This is a genomic window from Shigella dysenteriae, assembly GCF_022354085.1.
GTDB lineage: Bacteria > Pseudomonadota > Gammaproteobacteria > Enterobacterales > Enterobacteriaceae > Escherichia > Escherichia coli.
This window is the reverse complement of record NZ_CP055055.1, coordinates 4,528,909-4,550,489: the sequence shown is the minus strand read 5'-3', so window position 1 is coordinate 4,550,489 and position 21,581 is coordinate 4,528,909. Positions and strand designations below refer to the sequence as shown.

Genomic DNA, 21,581 nt, shown 5'->3' with positions numbered 1-21,581 from the left:
TCGCGGCGCGGGCAAAGTGAAATATAGACTTTTTTTGATTTGCCTCCTGTATGGATTTCACTCAAAAAATAATTATCTTATATAATTCAGGCAAATACTTCCTTTTAGTAATATTGATGCTGGTGCGACCACTGAGGAATCTTTACAATTCACGCCCGTTTTTTCTAAGAGGAGCGCAACGTGGAAAGGTTTGATGCCATTATTATAGGCGCTGGTGCGGCGGGTATGTTCTGTTCTGCGCTGGCAGGTCAGGCAGGACGCCGGGTTCTGCTGATCGATAATGGTAAAAAACCAGGGCGCAAAATCCTTATGTCTGGCGGTGGGCGCTGCAACTTTACCAACCTTTATGTCGAACCAGGCGCTTATCTGAGCCAGAATCCGCATTTTTGTAAGTCTGCACTCGCGCGTTTTACCCAGTGGGATTTCATTGATCTGGTCAATAAACACGGCATCGCCTGGCACGAGAAAACGTTAGGACAACTCTTCTGCGATGACTCCGCGCAGCAGATTGTCGACATGCTGGTGGATGAGTGCGAGAAGGGCAATGTAACCTTCAGATTGCGTAGCGAAGTGCTGAGTGTGGCGAAGGATGAAACAGGCTTCACGCTTGAACTGAACGGCATGACTGTCGGTTGCGAAAAGCTGGTCATCGCGACCGGTGGGCTGTCAATGCCGGGGCTGGGCGCGTCGCCGTTTGGTTATAAGATTGCCGAACAATTTGGCCTCAACGTGCTGCCGACCCGCGCGGGTCTGGTGCCATTCACTCTGCATAAACCGTTGCTCGAAGAGTTACAGGTGCTGGCGGGCGTGGCGGTGCCTTCCGTGATTACCGCTGAAAACGGCATCGTTTTCCGTGAGAACTTACTCTTCACCCATCGCGGCTTGTCTGGACCGGCGGTGTTGCAGATTTCCAGCTACTGGCAACCGGGTGAATTTGTCAGTATCAATCTGCTACCGGATGTGGATCTCGAAACCTTCCTGAATGAGCAGCGTAACGCACATCCGAATCAGAGCCTGAAAAACACACTGGCGGTTCATCTACCGAAGCGGTTGGTTGAACGCTTACAGCAACTCGGGCAAATCCCGGATGTTTCGCTAAAACAGCTCAACGTGCGTGACCAACAGGCACTGATTAGCACATTGACCGACTGGCGCGTACAACCCAACGGCACTGAAGGCTATCGCACTGCCGAAGTGACGCTCGGCGGCGTGGACACCAACGAACTCTCTTCACGGACGATGGAAGCGCGCAAAGTGCCTGGGCTGTACTTCATCGGCGAAGTGATGGACGTTACCGGCTGGCTGGGGGGCTATAACTTCCAGTGGGCGTGGTCGAGTGCGTGGGCTTGTGCGCAGGATTTGATTGCTGTCCGAGGACAATAAAGTTGTACACAAAGCACTAAAGTTGTAACCATTCTCAAAAAACGACGCTAATGTTGTATACTTACTGAATGTGTGGTTATAGGGTTGGAGACTATAAAATGCACATATAGGTACGTATCAATGTCGTTTTTAGGGTACGATCATGGCTAGGGGTAGGCGTCTCAAATCCTATTTGGATTATGAAAATGCGCTAGGTGACGGCATAGGAGTGGGCTATGGCCAAAGTTATCAGCCCTGGCTTAGAGCTCAGGACGTTAAATCCCGTGGAAACCGTTCGATAGTCTTTGGCCTTAAGACGTTTCGAAACCATCATCTCCTTTCTTCTGTCGAAAGTAACTTTTTCTATCTGGCTGAGTTTAATGACTCGGTGATTGATATCCGGGAACAATTCCCACTCTTTCCTCTCCGGCTTACCCAACAAATAGCAAATCATCTACATTTTCAACATCCTATGGTGAGGGGAGTAAGAGGAGTACCTGTCGAAGTTCTGAATGTTATGACAACCGATTTTTTACTGACCTTGAGAACTCCTGAAGGCGGACTTCGATACAAAGCTATAGCAGTAAAACATAACGAGAGCATACCTGAACGCGAAGCCCAAAAACTTGAAATAGAGAGGATGTTTTGGCAGTTGATTGATGTTGAGTTTCAAATTTATGTTGGCTCGGAACTCAATAACGTCGTCGGTAAAAACATTTGCTGGGCTACTTCTGTATTAAGAGATGGTTCTGAATTTTATGATAAATATCCTCTTGATAAAATCCTATGGAAGCTTAAACCAGATGTTTATCCCATAGTAGGACTACGTGCAATGATTTCATCAATCTTTGGGGTAGATGCACAAGAAGCGATGATGTTATTGCAGGCAATGATTGGATTAAAAATGATAAATGTTGATTTATCATATCCAATACTCGAAACCGGTCTGATAAAGATAATTTCCAATGACCACTATATAGGACTGAACGCAAATGGATATTATTAGGAATTCAGTCTGGCTCTCTCAAGGCACTGATTTGCTTGCAGAGGGACTTTACCGTGTTTTGGATTTTGACAGAAAGGTCGATTTGTTAATTTTGTTTAAAATAAAATCAGAAAGAACGGGTAAGCCAATCCCTTTCTCATTTTCAATGTTTAAATATTATATTGAATCAAATAGCATAACTTGTAAAGATTATATATATCCTTCATATATGTTAGTAGATGAGAAAGAATTAACAGATAAAGACAGAGGAAGGCGAGATGAAAATTACAATATCATTAAAGATCTTGTAGATGACAGAATGTTTCTGTTCGACTATGCATTACATAAAAAGTCGCACCTTTTAATGGATTACTCAAGAAATAAAAAAATATCACAATATACTATCAGAACGCTTCTGGCGTTGTATTGGCGACATGGGCAGGATATTTATGCATTGCTACCCGCATTCTCGAACTGTGGCGCCGCTGGGAAAAGTAGAATCAAACATGAAATTAAACTTGGGAATTCCAAAAAAAACAGAGCATTACCTAATGAACGATCACGTGTTTTCATTCTTAATGAAAGAGATATAAATAATATTAGAAAATCTCTCATTACGTATCATTATAAAGTTAACGGAGATACGATAAAGAAAACATTAGAGAGACATATTGATTTGTATTTTAGGGATGAAATTAAAACAGCAAACCTAGAAAATAGAGCTCCATATGTTCCTTCTTTAAAACAATTTTCATACTGGAATAAAAAACTCTTCACTAAAGATTTCTCGATAAATAAGAAGAACACGAAAAAAGAAATAGACCTCAAAATGCGGGCGCTTTTAGGTAGTGTGGCTAATACAACTGTTTTGCCGGGTGATGTTTTCGAAATAGACTCAACTGTCGCTGATGTACATCTTATTTCGAGTTTAAACAGACGAAAAGTCATTGGGCGTCCTACTATTTATACAGTGGTGGATCGTGCAACAAGAATGATTGTTGGCCTTCATGTTTCTTTATACCATGCTTCATGGCGAGCCGCCCGACAAGCGTTAGCAAATTGCTTTATGCCAAAAAAAGAATATTGTAGATTATTTGGAATCTCTATTACTGATGATGATTGGCCTTGTTCTCACATTCCATTAACATTGATGTGTGACAACGGGGAGATGATTGGTCTTAAACCTCAGGAAGAGATGACCCCCCTGACAAAACTTGAGTTTGCGCCAGTCGGTAGAGGCGACAGAAAAAGCATTGTTGAACGCTGTTTCGGCATTCTGAATGATGAGGTTATTCATAGGCTTATTGGAACAACACGAAGGGGAAAGATTGTTAAAGGAGAGCCAACACCGCAATCCAGGGCTTGTTTAACGATTCAGGAGGTCACGTCTTTACTGATTCGGGAGATACTTGCACATAATCAGAGAACGTATGAGGAACTGGCTTATATCAATCCCTTACTGATTGAAAATGATCTCGTAATATCACCAAAAAATAGTTGGATGATAAGCTTAAAGCACGGGAGATTCAGCGCAAGAGCCGTTGGGGCCGACGAAGTGATCGCACGATTGTTAATCCCTGTGAACGCTAACATTACCGCCGGTGGGATTCAGTACAATAATCTTTTTTATGAATGTGATCCTGAAATTGCATCAGGTGTCAGAGTATTTGGAAGAACCACTTGTGAAGCAAGAATAGATGACAATTGCGTAGATTATATATATGTAAGATTTGACAAAAATAGCATTTTCAAAAAACATTACCTACTTAAGAAAAGAGATGTATTTAAAGGGAAAGCTCATCTTGATACAGATGTAATGGCTGATTGGGTAGATACTCAAAAAGAAATTAATTTATTTACTCTGGATTCGCTCAGCAATATCAATAATAAAGATGAATTTAACAGGAAAGGTAACGAAAGATTAAATGAAATATACGAATCTCGCCGGGTACATGGTAAAAATATTAAAAAGAACAGGAAAAATGAACTTGATTCATTAGGGCGAACTCATGTTGCTAATGGAAGATCTGAACCCCTACTTCCTTCATCCAGTAATGTTCTGCTTTTGCCTGGCCGGGAGGAGAAACAAAGATGGTTAAAAGGTAAGAAGAAGACTGAGGACGCAGAATAATGAATCTTATACGGCGCGTTTCAGCGATATATAAAGAACAGGAGTTACCTGAGTATCGTGGCAATCCCTTAATTGAAGCACTTCCTGAAGCGCTTACGGAAGATGAAGTACTTCTGGAAATGAGTTATTTCCCCGAAATTGACGAAAAAATCCGCTGGACTGCCCCGGCGAATGTTAGAGAGCAGTATGTCGAACGTATAAAGAAATTCCGTTGCCCTCAAACCAATCTTATCCAGGCTTATAAGATGATCTTACGGGCACTTAGGGAAAGCTATGCAGCTCGTAATCCTTTAAAAAGCGGAACAATTCAATATCTTCATTACTATGGAAATGAGCGTCCTGATATTGAGCCAGAAAGTGGATATTTTAAATCCCAGGCTGAAACTATTACGATAGTTGGAATGAGTGGTTCTGGAAAAACTACCATGATTGAGCAAGTCATGGATCATTTCCCTCAGATTATAGAACACAGCAGCTATAAAGGAGTTTTTCCCGGCTTCAGTAAGCAAATTGTATGGGTAAAGATTAATTGTCCATACAATTCAAGTGTGAGAGACCTTTGTGAAGAGATTTTACAAAAATTAGATGATGCAATTGGTATTGAACGAACTACACCTGAGATTAGAAATGGTGCTCTGGCTCGCCAGATTGCACAAAGAATTAAATCATCATTTTTGGGTATCCTTGTTATTGATGAAATGCAGAGGCTTAAATTTTCAAGAACCGGGGGTGAGAGTAAGTTGATTGATTTTTTACATGAAATTGTAGATTCCATGGGGGTATCTATGGTTTTTTGTGGAAATCATCCTTTTGACGAGACGCTGACAAAGAAAATGAGAATTGCCAGGCGGGCAGAGTCTGGTGGTTACATGAAAATTAAGAATGTTAGATACGATTCACAAGACTGGCAATCGTTTATTCATTATTTATGGCCATTACAATGGACAAATGTTGAAACTCCATTAAATGATGAGTTAAACGAAAAATTATTCATTTTATCTAAAGGCAATATTGGATTGGCTCAGATGATTTATCGGGGGGCACAATTAAAGGTTATCGGTAGCGGCAATGAAATCATCACTGGCGCAGTCTTGTCGGCCTCTGTACCGGTACTCGTGAGTCATACGGAGGAATATAAGGATACTCCACTCCCGGGGGCCGCGACTGAAGATGAGGAAGCTAAATGGCTCTCTGCATCTAATGAGGGTGATGCTTCGGCTAAAATCATGGCAGAGAAGTCCCTAAAGTCTTTGATCCCTGGGGATATAGACAGGCCACAGCACAAGGAATTCGTAGGAAAAATAGACGAGGTTTTGCGCAATTTCGACGAGAAAATACTGTCTCTTGACCACGATCTTGTTATCAACAGAACAGCTGAAAAGAAAAATACCTACGATGCTCTTCAGCGTTGCGGGCTTATAAATATAGATCCACTTAATAAATTGTAATGAGGTAACAGTTCGTAACGGTCAAAGAGAGGTGTGGGAAATGAGAATGTTGCCTGTTTTGCCTGATGAATCCTTGTTCAGCCGGTTTTGTCGGACAACTACCGTGTACGGTATGTCCCCATCTTCTCTGTTAACGATCATTTTCAACAAACCTGATATGAACGTCCATCCAATTCTCAATTCAGGATTAAAGGCTATTTCTCTTCATACATCCGAAAGTGCAGATCAGCTCTGGCATGAACAGACTTTACTCCCTCTTTTTGCCTGGGCACTACCAATCAGTCGTAATGAAATTATGGATTTCAACACGACCCCTGCCAGGCTTAATCGATTGTGCCGCCTTAGTAATTTTTCACTAGGGCAGCGCACACTATTGAAGTTTTGCCCGGTTTGCGCTCGTGAAGATACTTTTCATTATGGTGTTACTTATTGGCATCTGGCGCATCAGCTTCATGGGGTTACAACCTGCCATCGGCATCCGGTAGCGCTTGAAAGCATCCATGTCCCTTCTTCACCGCACATACGTATTGGACTGATGCCTCCTGTTTCGTATACAGAACAACTTAGCAATGAGATAGACTTCGATTTTGCTAAGTTTTGTTATGAGTCCCTAAATATAATCAGAAGAAAAGATATTACACACCCCAATTACATGGATGTACTTAAAAAGTTGAATTTATTATCATTGGATGGAAATTTAAAGAAAAATGTATTCTACGCACATGTTTATGCTAAGTGCCAGTTATTTGGGGAGGGTTCATCGGGACTTATACCAACATCCCTAACTGATTATCATTACTGGGAGCCTATACTCAAAGACAAATGTTGTCAGCATCCCACAAAGCATCTTTTGCTTTGTTATTGTTTGTTAAATACTTGCTGGCCAACGTATGCAGGAAGTCGTACTAATAAAAAGAAAGAAATCTTTAAAAGTCATAAGAAATACAGTTTTCATATAGTTGAAAATAATACTAGTGTTAGCAACCTTGGGAAGGAATTTAGTCGCAGCAGATGTTACATTAAAACACTTATTTATAAAAAATACCTGAGGGCGTTTAAGCGAAACACAAAAATTAATATATTCACTGAATTGCTTATCAAGTCTATGGCTGTAAGGGGGTTTAGTCTGGCATCCATAGCTGAGAAAAACTCATTATCGGAAGGAGCTGTATCCTCTGTAATTTCATCTTGTTACGGTTTATGCTCATGGCGTAAAAAATGTAAAAAAGATTCTTTAAGACGGCGTCATAAGCAGAAAATATTAAGATTTATACATAATCAATCCGTTTCTATAACACGAAAGTTAGTCAAAGAAAGTTGTTATGCAAGTTTCTATTGGCTAAATAAACATGAATGTGACTGGCTTAATTCCTGTCTTCCTAAAACAATACGATGCTATAAAAATAAAAGAGTAGACTGGAGCGAGAGAGATATTATCTCATCATCATTAATAAATGATGTTTTATCTCAGGGGCAGTACTCGATGTCACTTACAAGTCTAGATGCTTTACTGGGAGGGCATGGCTGGCTTTTGAAATACAGAGATAAACTACCAATGACAATGATACTTCTCAGAAAAATGGAACTAATTAAATAAGAGGGAGTTATATGGTTTACGAAAATGAATTGTGGCACAGTTTTCTTCTGCGTTCACAGATAATGTATAACTTATCCAATTGCAGGAACATAATATCAAAGCATGGCGCACTAAGGTACGATGCCTTTCCTCGTTTCGAACTGATTGATATGTACAAATTGCATAGCTTGCAGGATATATATGACATTCTTGCCACTAGAAATGGTTATATACTAACTTCCAATATAGTGTCGTTATCTTCTGGTGTTTACGGGTATTTTAACGCTGTTGAAGATGCCTGTCGGAAAAATTTTCACATAACTAATTCATATCCATTGGTAAACATCTCAAACATTCGTTACTGTCACAAATGTATTGTTGAAGATATACACTCTAAAGGCATTGGTTATCTGCGTCATAGATGGTTGTTTGAATCTAAATGTGCAGTTCATAGTACCAGTTTATATGAGGTTTGTTTTGATAACTATTTGAATGCAGTGAAAGGACTTAGTGACTTAATTATAAGTGGAATAAATCCTCATGGTTATTGTTCCCTTGTGGTTGACGTTTCAAACCCTTTCAAAAATCCAGTGTATATATTACCATGTGCACGTAATAAAATTTTAAAATGGATTTCGGACAATAAAAATATGCTGATTTACTTTCTCTTTGATCTCTTCAAATGTAAGTCGCATTCAAGTTTATCTAAGGTTATCGAAGTCAAGATAATGCATGATAGATATATTTCTGCGGTGTTCAAGATGTTAAGTGAAGTTAATTTTTGTAATTTCAACTCATTTATTTCTGATATTTTTGAGGACGTAAGTTATGCCTCTATCGGACTTGATGATTATTCTGTTAATGTGCATTTTCTCAGGCTAAGGGCTGCAGATTGTAAATTTTGCCAGTTGAATGGTAAATATTTTTGCTCACTTTACAATGTAAAACTTCTTCGCTAATTTCACTTCATTTATAAAATACTAAGAAAGCTAGTTAGATAAGGTTTTATATTTTGACTGGGGCAGGAATAAATTATCACTCATAGAGTTTCCCTGGGGGTTACCACCTGTGTATGATGCCGGTTAGCAACAACGTCTAAAAGACCTGCGATCACGTGGGTCCCTCTCCAGCAAAGGGGCAAGGGGTGCTATATAACGGTGTACTGCTTACCCAATACGGCCTTGTATTTGAAAGATGCCGCATCTTGGCAGGATTCGTATTACAGCCTATAGTCTGTTAATGAGCATTACAGCCTATATGCTGTAAATCCCTGCGTTATGCTTGTTAACTCGTCGATACGGAAGGTCACTTATGAACACTCAATACGCTTTGAAGACTTTGAATCAGTTACGTCCTGTTTTAATCGGCTTTCGCAAAGCCAATGGACTGACGCAAAAAGATGTTTCTGAACGTTTGGGTATAACACAGCAAACTTATGCCCGACTAGAGGCCAACCCTGCAAGTGCGGGTTTTGAGCGTTTGTTTAGGGTGTTCAGCGTCCTTGGAGTGGAGATCGTACTTTCATCCAGGGAACCATTGTCAGATGCAAAGCCCGAATACGGAGCTATGCACAATTATTCTTCACTTCCAGCCAGGCGGGAGAAATGGTGACGCCTGGCGCTTCCCGGTCTAATTTTTCTTCAACAAGATTAACCCCTTAGCGGCCTGAAGTATCAGGTTGCGATAGAGCCTTTCATTTCTTCTGTTATGTTAAATACACCATTTTGAGCTATTTCGCTCGGCCTTAAATTATCTCTTCATTCTTCAGTGAAAATTTTATGTCGATCACATTATCGATGAATTTAGGAAATAATCCGTAAATGAAAATCTATCTTCTTTTAAATTCATCAGTGTCAGTAGCAAATATTACGCATAAAAGAATGGTTATTATTATCATTTAAATTATAAAGCTCATGAGTCAATTCCAAAAAATATAATAAGCATTGAAATCATTACCCGTGATTCTGGAGTTTTAACTTTGCCATGTAACCAACCACAAGTTAGTTTCCGGTGTTTTGAGGGGCAGTAAAGTTCTGAAAGCGCGACCAGATCATAATCCCGAAATGTCGTTAAGATATTCTGAATAACGGTTATCCCTGCTTGTTGGCAGGCATTTGAAAATATATTTTGTATTCAGGTTGCAGCAAAACGCTTTCTTACACACAGGACTTCATATGCGGCTCAGAAAATTAAAACTGAAAAACTTCAGAGGCTACAGAAACTCTACTGAAATCATTATTGATGAAAGCATGACGGGTATTGTCGGTCGTAATGACTTTGGGAAATCAACGCTTCTGGAAGCGCTGGCTATTTTTTTTGAAACAGAAGGAATGAAGGCTGACAAGAATGACATGAACTGTTTCAGCCTAAGAGAAGGGGACGGCCGTTTTGAAATAGCCTGTGAATTTGATGACCTGCCCGATTTTATCATGATCGACGACAGGGTGCAGACCACGCTCGCCTCAGAACATCTGCTGAATGAGGACGGCAATTTTGAAATCGTCAAAACGTTTAAAGCAACGACCTCAGGAAAACCGGAGCAGACCTGCATCCGCTGCATCCACCCGGATGAGGAGCCCCTGAGAAATTTACTGGGCATGAAAATTTCTGAGCTCAAGGCGGTGGGAAAAGAAGTTGAAAAAAATGTGGCGGATAAACGCACTGCATCGTTATGGCGTCAGGCCATCAGGGAAGCCGCAGCCCCCTATACCTGTTCGGAAATTATGCTGGATGTCGATAAAGAGTTCGGAACCGACACAAAATCATTATGGGGTAAGATCCTCGATTTGCTGCCCACGTATGCGATTTTCAAAGCCGACAGGGAAAGCAGCGACGGGGATTCCGAAGCTAAAAACCCCTTACAGCAGGCCGTAAAAGACGCTCAGGCTGCGCTGCAGGACAAAATTACAGCGCTGGAAAATGAGATTCAGGACAGCGTCCTGGATGTCGCACAGAGAACGCTGGATAAATTACGTGAAATGGCCCCCGAACTCGCCAGTGAACTGACTCCACGATTTAAGGAGAAACCCAAGTGGACCTTCAATTTCACCCTGGACGGGGAAAATGGCATCCCCATCAATAAGCGCGGCAGCGGGATAAGGAGGCTTATCCTGTTGAATTTTTTTCGGGCTGAGGCTGAAAAGAATGTCGCGGGGACGCCCAGAAATGTGATTTATGCCATAGAGGAGCCTGAAACGTCACAGCATCCGAACTATCAGATGATGCTGATGAAAGCGTTACTGGCACTGGCAGGCCAGCCGCACCGTCAGATTATCGTCACCACCCATGTCCCGGCGCTGGCCGGATTAATCCCTGTCGAAGGCGTACGTTATGTTACCCGAAATGAGGCGGGTGAACCCGTAGTAAAAATGCCGGATGACGCAGTGCTGAAGGAAGCCACTGAAAGCCTGGGGGTGCTGCCAGAGACCGGTATGGAAAGGGCGCAGGGGATTGTTCTGGTAGAGGGAAAGTCGGATGTTACTTTCCTGAGGCATGCGGCCAGTTCATTAAAACAGTCAGGTGCGCTGCCAGCCTCTCTGGAGGACGTGAAAATAGTGCCAGTCCTCATAGGAGGGTGTGGTAGCGTCAAACACTGGGTTACATTGAATCTGGCCAAAGATCTGGGGCTTCCCTGGTGCGTATTTCTGGACTCCGATATTGGGGGAGACCCTGCACAGGTTCTGTCCATCCAGAAGCGTAAAAAAGAAGTAGAGGAGGCCGGTAAGGTATTTTTCGCTACGCGCAAACGTGAGATAGAAAACTATCTGTGCCCGGATCTTATCGAGGAAATTACTGGTGTAGCCGTCACGTTTACGGACACCTGTGACGCTAAAAAAATAATCGGCCGGGCTGTGGGAATGAAACCCGATAATGTACTAGATAAATTCTGGCCTCAGATGACATCAGAAAGAATCATCTCAAGATCAACCTATCATGACGGAACGCAGGAGAGAAGCGAGCTGGTTGAGATCCTGAGCGACATTGTATCCATGACGAGATAATGTATTAAATAAGCATCTCAGGTGCATATATTCCGGTCCTCAACAAAGGACCGGAGTACAGAGTAGTAAAAACCCGAAATTAATCGGGTTTGAATTATATAAAGATTAACCGACTCCCGCGCCCAGGAACGATGTAAAATCACGCTTGTCGTGACATTTCTACAATGTTTACTTTTGACTATCAAGCCATTTATTCATCTGCTCAATTTCACCTTTTTGAGCTTTAATGATGTCCTGCGCGAGCTTTCTCATTTTCGGATCTTTTCCGTATTTGAGCTCGGTCTCAGCCATTGCTATTGCCCCTTCATGGTGCGCTACCATGCCTTTCGCAAAAGCCTTGTCGGGATCGGACTCATTTACGGCAGCCATCATTTTGTCATGCATGTCTTTCATGCCAGCCATATATTCCTGTGACGAAGCCGAGGTAGACATATCAGTCATTTTCATTTCTGAATGTTCTGCTGAAATCGCTGGCAGGGATAACATTAATACTGCAAATAAAGTGTTTCTGGCTTTCATAAAAAATATCCTTTTAGCGTTGATGCCCGTTAACTGTAGCAGAATCTGATAAAAATGCCCCCTGTAGGGGGCAAAGATGTTGCCATATATCCGGTTACGGAAAAATCTATCAAGGAAATAAGGACAGCACAGATACTTCCCTCGCCGTCAGCCTGCACTGAGCATGCGACGATGCGCTTCGGCCATGGCCTGATGTGGGCCAGACTGACCGTTATTCATAAATTCATGGGCAACTGCAGCTCTTTCATGCTCATTCATTGCCGCTAATGACTTCGACGGCCCGGTAGGGGAAACGGTCTGACTTCCCATCATCCTCTGATGACTTTCCACCATTTTCTGGTGCGCATCCGCCGACCCGTTCGTCATGGTTTCATGAGCAATAATGGCCTGTTCATGCTGGTCCATACCGGCCATACGAGGTGCAGTCCCCTGGATCCCGACAGGAGCCGCAGCAGACTGCATCTGGTGAGCAGGTGCCTGTGCATTGTTGACCCGCTCATGGATATTCACGGTTTCAGTGGCCCAGGCCGAAGAAATTAAGCCAAAGCCCAGCAAGGATGCTAATACGATATTTTTCATGATAACTCTCCATTTCTTAATTAGTGATGTCCGGGGGAGTACAACCGGTGTTTTCAGTTCCATAACTGAAACAGGTTCGGAAGTGTTTATTTCTCCGGGAGGGGACTGGATATTCATTTCCTGGCGTCCACTGACGCCGGATATTGATAAAGCAATCCAGCCTTCCTGATAAGTTGCACTAATTATATCGAATGGCTTCTGTTTGCTGCATGACAGGCTAATGACATCTTTGTCATTTAAATCTTTATTCCCAGCACTGGGTGTCCGGAATCATTTTCTCCAGTCTGGGCACGGATAAGATAAAACGCGTTGAGTGTACGTCCGATTCCACCTGCACTCTTCCGTGATGTGCTTCCACGATTGACTTCACAATCGCAAGGCCGATGCCGCTGCCTTCTCCTTTTCGTTGTCTGGACGGATCCACCCGATAAAAACGGTCAAACAACCTTGATAAATGCTCTTCAGGGATTGGTTTCCCCGGATTTTCAATCACAAGGTCAAAAAAGCTCTCCTGCTCTCTTATTGAGACGGTGATTGCCTGTCCCTCCGGGGTATAACGCAGGGCATTGGATAACAGATTATTGATCGCCCTTCTGAACATTTGTGGATCTCCCTCAACCAGGCAGGGCATCCCGTTAAATTTGAGCGTGATATTGCGTTCTTCGGCCCAGGCTTCGAAAAACTCGAAGACTTTCATGACTTCCGCTCTGAGGTCAAACATGACCCTGTCAGGTATCAGCTGATTATTATCTGCCTGTGCCAGGAACAGCATATCGCTGACCATTTTGGTCATCCGGTTATACTCTTCAAGACTGGAATAGAGGACATCCTCAAGTTCCCTCTGTGTTCGATCCTGACTCAGTGCGATTTCAGTCTGCGTCACCAGATTGGTGATGGGCGTTCTGATCTCATGCGCGATATCGGCAGAGAAATTGGCCTGGCGGGTAAAGACATCCTCAATCTTTCCAATCATATGATTGAACGAGATAACCAGTTGCTCCAGCTCAATGGGAACGCGTGTCGGTTCCAGTCGCGCATCAAGATTCTCGGAGGTGATGTTTTTAATGGCATTGCTGACATTACGAAGGGGCAGGTGCCCCTGACGGACAGCGATTCGAATGATCAGAACAATCAACAGGCTTATCACGACGGCAATCGCAATCAGGTTCTTTTTCAGCGCATCGAGGTAATGGAGATGGAAATTAATGGATAGGCCAGTCAGCATGACATAGTTCTGCTGTTTGCCCTGAAATATCGCCTGACCAGAGGAGGCGATAATCCTGTATGTTTCCATCTTCATTTCGGACCCGGTATCCATCGGTCCCGCAGGATCCTCCACCGTCCAGAGAAAGACATCCCGTGCGCGGCTGTGCTCGCTAAAATCTGCTGAATTCACTGCCGGGCGTAGTGCCGCCCCCTGAGCTGAGCTAAAGAGCACTTCCCCCCTGGGATTGAGGAGCAAAAGGGCAACGTTGCGGTAGCTGGCAATTGATTCCTTTATTTTGCTTATTTTTTTATCATCCGGATCCACCGGGGACTGCAGTATACGGTTCAGTGTGGTGCTGATTTGTTGAAGATCGCTGACATCCTGCTCGGCAAAATGATTTTCAACAGAATGCAGCATAAACCAGGTGAATGCGATAAAAGCCAGTATCGTGGACAGGCTGATAAAAAAGGTCAGCCGCAGAGCGAGTGAGAAAGGGCGTCTGGAAGGTTTGCTATGCATCCGGGACCTCCAGCATGTAGCCCACGCCCCGGACTGTCTGGATCAGCTTTGTCTCGTAATCGTTGTCTATTTTAGCGCGGAGTCGCTTTACTGCGACATCGATCGCATTAGTGTCGCTGTCAAAATTCATGTCCCAGACCTGAGAGGCAATCAGGGAGCGGGGAAGAACCTCTCCCTGATGGCGAATGAAGAATTCCAGCAGGCTGAACTCTTTACTGGTGAGCACAATGCGGTTTCCGGCGCGACTGACTTTTCTGGATACGAGATCAATCGAGAGGTCAGCCACCTTAAACTGGCTTTCCGTGATCATCGTGTTTCCCCGCCTCAGAAGGGTTCTCACCCGGGCGAGCAGTTCGGCAAACGCAAAGGGTTTAACCAGATAATCGTCCGCACCCAGTTCCAGTCCTTTGACCCTATGTTCGATCGTGCCGAGGGCTGTCAGCAGTAAGACCGGCATACCCTTTCCGGCAGTGCGCAGCATGCGGATGATATCCCAGCCGTTCACATCAGGTAGCATGATATCCAGAATGACTAAATCATACTCGGCTGTCATGGCGAGATGATATCCGGTAAGACCATTATCAGCGTGATCCACTACGAACCCTGCCTCTGTAAGCCCTTTGCTGAGATATTCACCTGTTTTAATTTCGTCTTCGACGATCAATATTTTCATCTTGCTCCCCGGCTGGCTGCTAATGTCATTCTATTGCGCCCACGATCGTTATCAACGGATTACAGCAAAAATGACAACATTGTCATTATCCTGTCACCCGGCAAACAGAGAGCGTTAGGTAAAGTACCCCTATCAATACTCTGGACTTCATTTGAACCATTTACCAGGTCTGCCTGGACGAGAAGCGTTATGTTCAAATTAAAATTACTCAGCATTAGCACGATATTCATCCTGGCAGGCTGCGTGTCGCTTGCGCCTGAATATCAGCGGCCCGCAGCACCGGTACCCCAGCAGTTTTCACTGTCCCATAACAGCCTGACGCCAGCGGTAAATGGCTATCAGGATACGGGCTGGCGTAACTTTTTTGTCGATCCCCAGGTTACCCGGTTGATCGGTGAAGCTCTGACTAATAACCGTGATTTGAGAATGGCTGCCCTGAAGGTTGAAGAGGCCCGAGCCCAGTTCAACGTCACGGATGCAGATCGTTATCCCCAGCTGAATGCCTCATCCGGGATAACATACAGCGGTGGTCTGAAAGGTGACAAGCCGACCACACAGGAGTACGACGCGAGACTGGAGCTCAGCTATGAGCTCGATTTTTTCGGCAAACTTAAGAACATGAGTGATGCTGATCGCCAGAACTACTTTGCCAGCGAAGAAGCCCGTCGGGCCGTACACATCCTGCTGGTATCCAACGTTTCACAAAGCTATTTCAGCCAGCAACTGGCGTACGAACAACTTCGTATTGCGCGGGAAACGCTGAAAAATTATCAACAGTCCTATGCTTTCGTTGAGCAGCAGCTCGTGACCGGGAGTACGAACGTTCTGGCACTTGAACAGGCGCGAGGACAAATCGAAAGTACCCGCGCCGAAATAGCCAAACGAGAAGGCGATCTGGCTCAGGCAAACAATGCCCTGCAACTGGTGCTGGGAACGTACCGCGCACTTCCGTCAGAAAAAGGGATGAAAGGCGGGGAGATAGCCCCAGTAAAATTGCCACCAAATCTGTCTTCACAAATTTTGCTGCAGCGACCGGATATTATGGAAGCGGAATATCAGCTGAAAGCGGCTGATGCCAATATTGGCGCAGCGCGAGCGGCCTTTTTCCCCTCAATTACCCTGACCAGTGGTCTTTCCACAAGCAGTACGGAGCTGTCCAGCCTGTTTACGTCAGGAAGTGGAATGTGGAATTTTATCCCTAAAATTGAAATTCCTATATTTAATGCTGGCAGGAATAAAGCCAATCTGAAGCTGGCTGAAATTCGCCAGCAACAGTCGGTGGTTAATTACGAACAAAAAATTCAGTCAGCCTTTAAGGATGTTTCCGACACGCTTGCGCTGCGCGACAGCCTTAGCCAGCAACTTGAGTCACAGCAGCGTTATCTTGATTCACTTCAGATAACTCTCCAGCGTGCCAGAGGATTGTATGCAAGTGGTGCTGTCAGTTACATCGAAGTGCTGGATGCAGAACGTTCCCTCTTCGCTACCCAGCAAACCATTCTCGATCTTACCTATTCCCGGCAGGTTAACGAAATTAATCTGTTTACCGCGCTGGGTGGCGGTTGGGTAGAGTAAATTTATTTAATTAATCAGGAAATTAAAATGCGTAATTCACTTAAAGCCGTTTTATTTGGTGCCTTCTCTGTCATGTTTTCTGCCGGTCTTCATGCTGAAACACATCAGCATGGCGATATGAATACTGCCAGTGATGCTTCGGTACAGCAAGTTATCAAGGGCACCGGTGTCGTTAAAGACATTGATATGAATACTAAGAAAATCACCATTTCGCATGAAGCAATTCCAGCGGTGGGCTGGCCTGCAATGACCATGCGCTTTACTTTTGTTAATGCAGACGATGCTATTAATGCCCTGAAAACAGGCAACCATGTCGATTTCTCGTTTATTCAGCAGGGCAATATCTCCTTACTCAAAAGCATTAACGTGACGCAGTCCTGATTGGCTGTCCGGAGCGATTACATCCTGTGCGCCTGTACATTCACATAGGTATATGTGTGAGTTAACCGTCAGGCGCATATGCCAGGTGTTTTGATTTTTTAGCGGAAAATTGTATGGCTTCTTTAAAGATAAAATATGCTGCAATAATTATCAGCAGCCTCATAGCAGGGGGGCTGATATCGGTTACTGCCTGGCAGTATGTAAACTCATCACAAAAAACAGTACAAACCGAACAAAAGGCACCGGAGCGAAAGGTACTTTTCTGGTATGACCCGATGAAACCGGATACCAAATTTGATAAACCCGGAAAATCGCCCTTTATGGATATGGACCTGGTGCCAAAATATGCTGATGACAGTGGCGATAAAAGCAGTGGCGGGATCCGTATCGACCCAACCCAGGTTCAGAATCTGGGATTAAAAACGCAAAAAGTCACGCGAGGAATGCTGAATTATTCTCAGACAATCCCGGCTAATGTCAGCTATAACGAGTATCAGTTTGTTATTGTGCAGGCGCGTTCTGACGGGTTTGTCGAAAAAGTCTACCCCATGACGATTGGCGATCATGTGAAGAAGGGGACGCCACTTATCGATATTACCATTCCGGACTGGGTGGAAGCACAGAGTGAATTCCTTCTGTTATCCAGCACCGGTGGTACTTCCACGCAAATTAAAGGCGTTCTGGAACGGCTTCGCCTGGCAGGTATGCCGGAAGAGGATATTCAGAGACTGCGTTCTACCCGGAGCATTCAGACCCGTTTTACCATTAAAGCACCTATTGATGGTGTCATTACTGCATTTGACCTGCGCACCGGCATGAATATTTCGAAAGATAAGGTGGTGGCTCAGATTCAGGGAATGGACCCGGTCTGGATCAGCGCTGCAGTGCCAGAATCTATCGCCTATCTGCTGAAAGATACGTCGCAGTTTGAAATTTCGGTACCGGCTTATCCGGATAAAACATTCCATGTCGAAAAATGGAATATTCTTCCCAGCGTGGATCAGACAACCCGTACGCTTCAGGTCCGTCTCCAGGTTTCTAATAAGGATGAGTTTCTCAAGCCGGGCATGAATGCCTATCTGAAACTGAATACCAGAAGCCAGGAGATGCTGCTGATACCAAGCCAGGCCGTTATCGATACCGGCAAAGAACAGCGCGTGATTACTGTTGATGATGAAGGCAAGTTTGTGCCGAAACAGATCCACGTTCTGCATGAGTCACAGCAACAGTCCGGCATCGGCTCCGGCCTGAATGAAGGCGATACCGTGGTGGTCAGTGGCCTGTTCCTCATTGACTCTGAAGCCAATATTACGGGCGCACTGGAACGTATGCGCCACCCTGAAAAAACAGAAAGCAGTATGCCAGCAATGTCTGACCAGCCTGTAAATATGCATTCAGGGCACTGAGGAGACGACGATGATTGAATGGATTATCCGGCGCTCTGTCGCCAACCGTTTCCTGGTCATGATGGGGGCCCTGTTTCTCAGCATCTGGGGCACATGGACGATTATTAACACGCCTGTCGATGCCTTGCCTGACCTGTCAGATGTGCAGGTCATTATCAAAACCAGCTATCCCGGCCAGGCCCCGCAGATTGTAGAAAACCAGGTCACCTATCCACTTACCACCACCATGCTGTCCGTGCCTGGCGCAAAAACCGTGCGTGGTTTTTCACAGTTCGGTGATTCGTATGTGTATGTCATTTTTGAAGACGGCACCGATCTGTACTGGGCCCGTTCCCGCGTGCTGGAGTACCTGAACCAGGTACAGGGAAAACTGCCCGCCGGTGTGAGTTCTGAAATCGGTCCGGACGCCACGGGGGTGGGCTGGATATTTGAATATGCCCTTGTCGATCGCAGCGGAAAACACGACCTTTCAGAACTGCGTTCTCTGCAGGACTGGTTCCTGAAATTTGAGCTGAAAACCATCCCGAACGTGGCTGAGGTCGCTTCGGTTGGCGGCGTGGTGAAACAGTACCAGATTCAGGTCAATCCGGTAAAATTGTCTCAGTATGGTATCAGCCTGCCCGAAGTGAAACAGGCCCTTGAATCGTCTAACCAGGAGGCCGGTGGCTCATCCGTTGAAATGGCCGAAGCTGAGTATATGGTCCGTGCCAGCGGTTATCTTCAGAGCATTGATGATTTTAATAACATCGTCCTGAAAACAGGCGAGAACGGCGTGCCGGTTTATCTGCGGGATGTTGCCCGCGTGCAGACCGGGCCTGAAATGCGGCGTGGTATTGCCGAGCTGAACGGCCAGGGCGAAGTCGCTGGCGGCGTGGTGATCCTGCGGTCGGGTAAAAATGCACGCGACGTTATCACGGCAGTGAGGGATAAACTTGAGACGCTGAAGGCCAGCCTGCCGGAAGGCGTTGAAATCGTGACCACCTACGATCGCAGCCAGCTCATCGACCGGGCGATTGATAACCTCAGTTCCAAACTTCTGGAAGAGTTTATCGTGGTGGCCATCGTCTGTGCCCTGTTCCTGTGGCACGTACGTTCTGCCCTGGTGGCGATTATCTCTCTGCCGCTTGGTCTGTGTATCGCCTTTATCGTCATGCACTTCCAGGGACTGAACGCCAATATCATGTCGCTGGGAGGGATAGCGATTGCCGTCGGTGCGATGGTGGATGCCGCCATTGTGATGATTGAGAATGCGCATAAGCGGCTTGAGGAGTGGGATCATCAGCATCCGGGTGAGCAGATTGACAACGCCACCCGCTGGAAGGTGATTACCGATGCCTCCGTTGAAGTGGGACCCGCACTGTTTATCAGCCTGCTGATCATCACCCTGTCCTTTATTCCTATCTTTACCCTGGAAGGTCAGGAAGGACGTCTGTTTGGCCCGCTGGCATTCACGAAAACGTACTCCATGGCGGGCGCGGCCGCGCTGGCCATCATCGTCATTCCGATTCTGATGGGATTCTGGATCCGGGGGAAAATTCCTGCAGAGACCAGTAACCCCCTGAACCGGGTACTGATCAAAGCGTATCATCCATTGCTGTTGTGGGTTCTCCACTGGCCAAAAACAACCCTGCTGGTTGCGGCCTTGTCCATTTTCACCGTTATCTGGCCGCTGAGCCAGGTGGGCGGTGAGTTTCTGCCGAAGATTAACGAGGGCGACCTGTTGTATATGCCGTCGACCCTGCCGGGTGTCTCTCCGGCTGAAGCTGCAGCGCTCCTGCAGACGACGGACAAGTTAATCAAAAGCGTTCCTGAAGTGGCCTCTGTATTTGGCAAGACCGGTAAAGCAGAGACCGCCACGGATTCCGCACCGCTCGAAATGGTTGAAACCACGATCCAGCTCAAACCTGAGGATCAGTGGCGTCCAGGCATGACGATTGACAAGATTATTGAAGAACTCGACAGGACCGTCCGTTTACCGGGGCTGGCAAACCTCTGGGTGCCGCCAATCCGTAACCGTATTGATATGCTCTCAACCGGGATCAAAAGCCCGATAGGTATCAAGGTGTCCGGAACGGTTCTGTCCGATATCGATGCAACGGCGCAGAGTATCGAAGCGGTCGCCAAAACCGTACCCGGCGTAGTGTCTGCTCTCGCAGAGCGACTGGAAGGCGGGCGCTACATTGATGTGGATATCAACCGGGAAAAAGCCTCCCGCTACGGAATGACGGTGGGCGATGTGCAGCTGTTCATCTCATCAGCCATCGGCGGCGCGACGGTAGGGGAAACGGTTGAAGGCGTGGCCCGGTACCCGATTAATATCCGCTATCCGCAGGATTACCGGAACAGCCCGCAGGCCCTGAAACAGATGCCGATCCTGACCCCGATGAAGCAGCAGATCACGCTGGGCGATGTTGCGGATATTAAGGTCGTTTCCGGGCCGACTATGCTGAAAACGGAAAATGCCCGTCCAGCCAGCTGGATTTACATTGACGCGCGCGGCAGGGATATGGTGTCGGTGGTTAATGACATTAAAACGGCGATCAGTCAGAAAGTGAAACTGAGACCGGGTACCAGCGTGTCATTCTCCGGACAGTTTGAACTGCTTGAGCATGCCAACAAGAAACTGAAGCTGATGGTGCCGATGACGGTGATGATCATCTTCATCCTGTTGTATCTGGCATTCCGCCGGGTTGATGAAGCCCTGCTGATCCTGATGAGCCTGCCGTTCGCCCTGGTTGGCGGGATATGGTTCCTGTACTGGCAGGGCTTCCATATGTCTGTCGCAACCGGAACGGGGTTTATCGCTCTGGCCGGGGTGGCAGCAGAGTTTGGCGTGGTCATGCTGATGTATCTGCGTCATGCCATTGACGCGCACCCGGAATTGTCCCGTAAAGAGACGTTCACACCGGAAGGCCTTGATGAAGCCCTCTATCATGGTGCCGTACTGCGTGTCCGGCCGAAAGCCATGACCGTGGCGGTGATCATTGCGGGTCTGCTGCCAATACTCTGGGGAACCGGTGCAGGTTCAGAAGTCATGAGCCGTATCGCGGCACCCATGATTGGTGGGATGATCACGGCTCCGCTGCTGTCCCTGTTCATTATTCCTGCCGCCTACAAATTAATCTGGCTGCGCAGACATAAAAAAAGCGTGTCCTGAACCTGAAAGGGCACCCCCTGTGGGTGTCCTTCTTTACTGATTCACCCTGACGTCAGGGTTTA

16 protein-coding genes are annotated in these 21,581 nt (G+C 45.8%); 12 read left to right on the top strand and 4 right to left on the bottom strand.

Annotated elements, in window-relative coordinates; all coding sequences use genetic code 11:
* Positions 1 to 180: 180 nt before the first annotated feature.
* The 8 genes from HUZ68_RS21785 (at position 181) to HUZ68_RS21750 (ending at position 11,503) form a co-directional block, all read left to right on the top strand.
* Positions 181 to 1,383: a BaiN/RdsA family NAD(P)/FAD-dependent oxidoreductase gene (locus HUZ68_RS21785; RefSeq protein WP_000439182.1), complete on the top strand. Its 1,203-nt coding sequence runs from the start codon at positions 181 to 183 to the stop codon at positions 1,381 to 1,383.
* 142 nt (positions 1,384 to 1,525) lie between these two features.
* On the top strand, positions 1,526 to 2,368 hold the full coding sequence (locus tag HUZ68_RS21780; protein ID WP_000090707.1) for a TnsA endonuclease N-terminal domain-containing protein: 843 nt from the start codon (positions 1,526 to 1,528) through the stop codon (positions 2,366 to 2,368).
* Positions 2,355 to 4,478, top strand: a complete 2,124-nt coding sequence (locus HUZ68_RS21775; protein WP_166488825.1) for a transposase — start codon at positions 2,355 to 2,357, stop codon at positions 4,476 to 4,478. Before HUZ68_RS21780 ends, HUZ68_RS21775 begins: the two co-directional genes overlap by 14 nt.
* A complete protein-coding gene (locus HUZ68_RS21770) occupies positions 4,478 to 5,926 on the top strand; it encodes an ATP-binding protein (RefSeq protein WP_001049180.1) in 1,449 nt (482 codons plus the stop codon). Before HUZ68_RS21775 ends, HUZ68_RS21770 begins: the two co-directional genes overlap by 1 nt.
* A 40-nt stretch (positions 5,927 to 5,966) precedes the next feature.
* On the top strand, positions 5,967 to 7,523 hold the full coding sequence (locus tag HUZ68_RS21765) for a TnsD family Tn7-like transposition protein (RefSeq protein WP_001324699.1): 1,557 nt from the start codon (positions 5,967 to 5,969) through the stop codon (positions 7,521 to 7,523).
* Positions 7,524 to 7,534: 11 nt separating this feature from the next.
* Entirely contained in the window at positions 7,535 to 8,461 is a 927-nt protein-coding gene (locus HUZ68_RS21760) for a hypothetical protein (RefSeq protein ID WP_000262423.1), read from the top strand.
* A 352-nt stretch (positions 8,462 to 8,813) separates the two neighbouring features.
* Positions 8,814 to 9,113: a helix-turn-helix domain-containing protein gene (locus tag HUZ68_RS21755; protein WP_001097216.1), complete on the top strand. Its 300-nt coding sequence runs from the start codon at positions 8,814 to 8,816 to the stop codon at positions 9,111 to 9,113.
* Positions 9,114 to 9,676: 563 nt separating this feature from the next.
* Entirely contained in the window at positions 9,677 to 11,503 is a 1,827-nt protein-coding gene (locus HUZ68_RS21750; protein ID WP_001239419.1) for an AAA family ATPase, read from the top strand.
* Between the two features lie 168 nt (positions 11,504 to 11,671).
* Here the strand turns inward: HUZ68_RS21750 and copM are convergent, their stop codons facing one another.
* The 4 genes from copM to silR form a co-directional block, all read right to left on the bottom strand.
* Positions 11,672 to 12,022, bottom strand: coding sequence for a CopM family metallochaperone (copM, locus tag HUZ68_RS21745; protein WP_000647571.1), 351 nt, complete (start codon positions 12,020 to 12,022; stop codon positions 11,672 to 11,674).
* Positions 12,023 to 12,169: 147 nt separating this feature from the next.
* Positions 12,170 to 12,601, bottom strand: a complete 432-nt coding sequence (gene silE / locus HUZ68_RS21740) for a silver-binding protein SilE (protein WP_000790485.1) — start codon at positions 12,599 to 12,601, stop codon at positions 12,170 to 12,172.
* Positions 12,602 to 12,845: 244 nt separating this feature from the next.
* Entirely contained in the window at positions 12,846 to 14,327 is a 1,482-nt protein-coding gene (gene silS, locus HUZ68_RS21735; protein WP_000555736.1) for a copper/silver sensor histidine kinase SilS, read from the bottom strand.
* Positions 14,320 to 15,000, bottom strand: a complete 681-nt coding sequence (silR, locus tag HUZ68_RS21730) for a copper/silver response regulator transcription factor SilR (protein ID WP_000697968.1) — start codon at positions 14,998 to 15,000, stop codon at positions 14,320 to 14,322. The genes silS and silR overlap by 8 nt, the downstream gene beginning before the upstream one ends.
* A 189-nt stretch (positions 15,001 to 15,189) precedes the next feature.
* Between silR and silC the strand changes: the two genes are divergently transcribed.
* From silC to silA, 4 genes are all read left to right on the top strand, one after another.
* Positions 15,190 to 16,575: a Cu(+)/Ag(+) efflux RND transporter outer membrane channel SilC gene (silC, locus tag HUZ68_RS21725; protein WP_000475507.1), complete on the top strand. Its 1,386-nt coding sequence runs from the start codon at positions 15,190 to 15,192 to the stop codon at positions 16,573 to 16,575.
* Positions 16,576 to 16,602: 27 nt separating this feature from the next.
* Positions 16,603 to 16,956 carry a cation efflux system protein CusF gene (cusF, locus tag HUZ68_RS21720; protein WP_001246155.1) on the top strand — a complete coding sequence of 118 codons (354 nt, stop codon included), beginning with the start codon at positions 16,603 to 16,605 and terminating at the stop codon, positions 16,954 to 16,956.
* 113 nt (positions 16,957 to 17,069) lie between these two features.
* The gene (gene silB, locus HUZ68_RS21715; RefSeq protein ID WP_001381488.1) at positions 17,070 to 18,362 is read left to right on the top strand and encodes a Cu(+)/Ag(+) efflux RND transporter periplasmic adaptor subunit SilB; all 1,293 of its coding nucleotides are present in this window, start codon (positions 17,070 to 17,072) and stop codon (positions 18,360 to 18,362) included.
* 10 nt (positions 18,363 to 18,372) lie between these two features.
* Complete coding sequence (gene silA, locus HUZ68_RS21710; protein WP_020219104.1) at positions 18,373 to 21,519, top strand: Cu(+)/Ag(+) efflux RND transporter permease subunit SilA; 3,147 nt, start codon at positions 18,373 to 18,375, stop codon at positions 21,517 to 21,519.
* The last annotated feature ends 62 nt before the right edge of the window (positions 21,520 to 21,581 follow it).

Bases quoted from the DNA above. Each gene is read 5' to 3' on its own strand.
- HUZ68_RS21780 (WP_000090707.1), top strand. From the start codon at position 1,526: ATGGCTAGGGGTAGGCGTCTCAAATCCTATTTGGATTATGAAAATGCG.
- HUZ68_RS21775 (WP_166488825.1), top strand. From the start codon at position 2,355: ATGGATATTATTAGGAATTCAGTCTGGCTCTCTCAAGGCACTGATTTG.
- HUZ68_RS21770 (WP_001049180.1), top strand. From the start codon at position 4,478: ATGAATCTTATACGGCGCGTTTCAGCGATATATAAAGAACAGGAGTTA.
- HUZ68_RS21765 (WP_001324699.1), top strand. From the start codon at position 5,967: ATGAGAATGTTGCCTGTTTTGCCTGATGAATCCTTGTTCAGCCGGTTT.
- HUZ68_RS21760 (WP_000262423.1), top strand. From the start codon at position 7,535: ATGGTTTACGAAAATGAATTGTGGCACAGTTTTCTTCTGCGTTCACAG.
- HUZ68_RS21755 (WP_001097216.1), top strand. From the start codon at position 8,814: ATGAACACTCAATACGCTTTGAAGACTTTGAATCAGTTACGTCCTGTT.
- HUZ68_RS21750 (WP_001239419.1), top strand. From the start codon at position 9,677: ATGCGGCTCAGAAAATTAAAACTGAAAAACTTCAGAGGCTACAGAAAC.
- copM (WP_000647571.1), bottom strand. From the start codon at position 12,022: ATGAAAGCCAGAAACACTTTATTTGCAGTATTAATGTTATCCCTGCCA.
- silE (WP_000790485.1), bottom strand. From the start codon at position 12,601: ATGAAAAATATCGTATTAGCATCCTTGCTGGGCTTTGGCTTAATTTCT.
- silS (WP_000555736.1), bottom strand. From the start codon at position 14,327: ATGCATAGCAAACCTTCCAGACGCCCTTTCTCACTCGCTCTGCGGCTG.
- silR (WP_000697968.1), bottom strand. From the start codon at position 15,000: ATGAAAATATTGATCGTCGAAGACGAAATTAAAACAGGTGAATATCTC.
- silC (WP_000475507.1), top strand. From the start codon at position 15,190: ATGTTCAAATTAAAATTACTCAGCATTAGCACGATATTCATCCTGGCA.
- cusF (WP_001246155.1), top strand. From the start codon at position 16,603: ATGCGTAATTCACTTAAAGCCGTTTTATTTGGTGCCTTCTCTGTCATG.
- silB (WP_001381488.1), top strand. From the start codon at position 17,070: ATGGCTTCTTTAAAGATAAAATATGCTGCAATAATTATCAGCAGCCTC.
- silA (WP_020219104.1), top strand. From the start codon at position 18,373: ATGATTGAATGGATTATCCGGCGCTCTGTCGCCAACCGTTTCCTGGTC.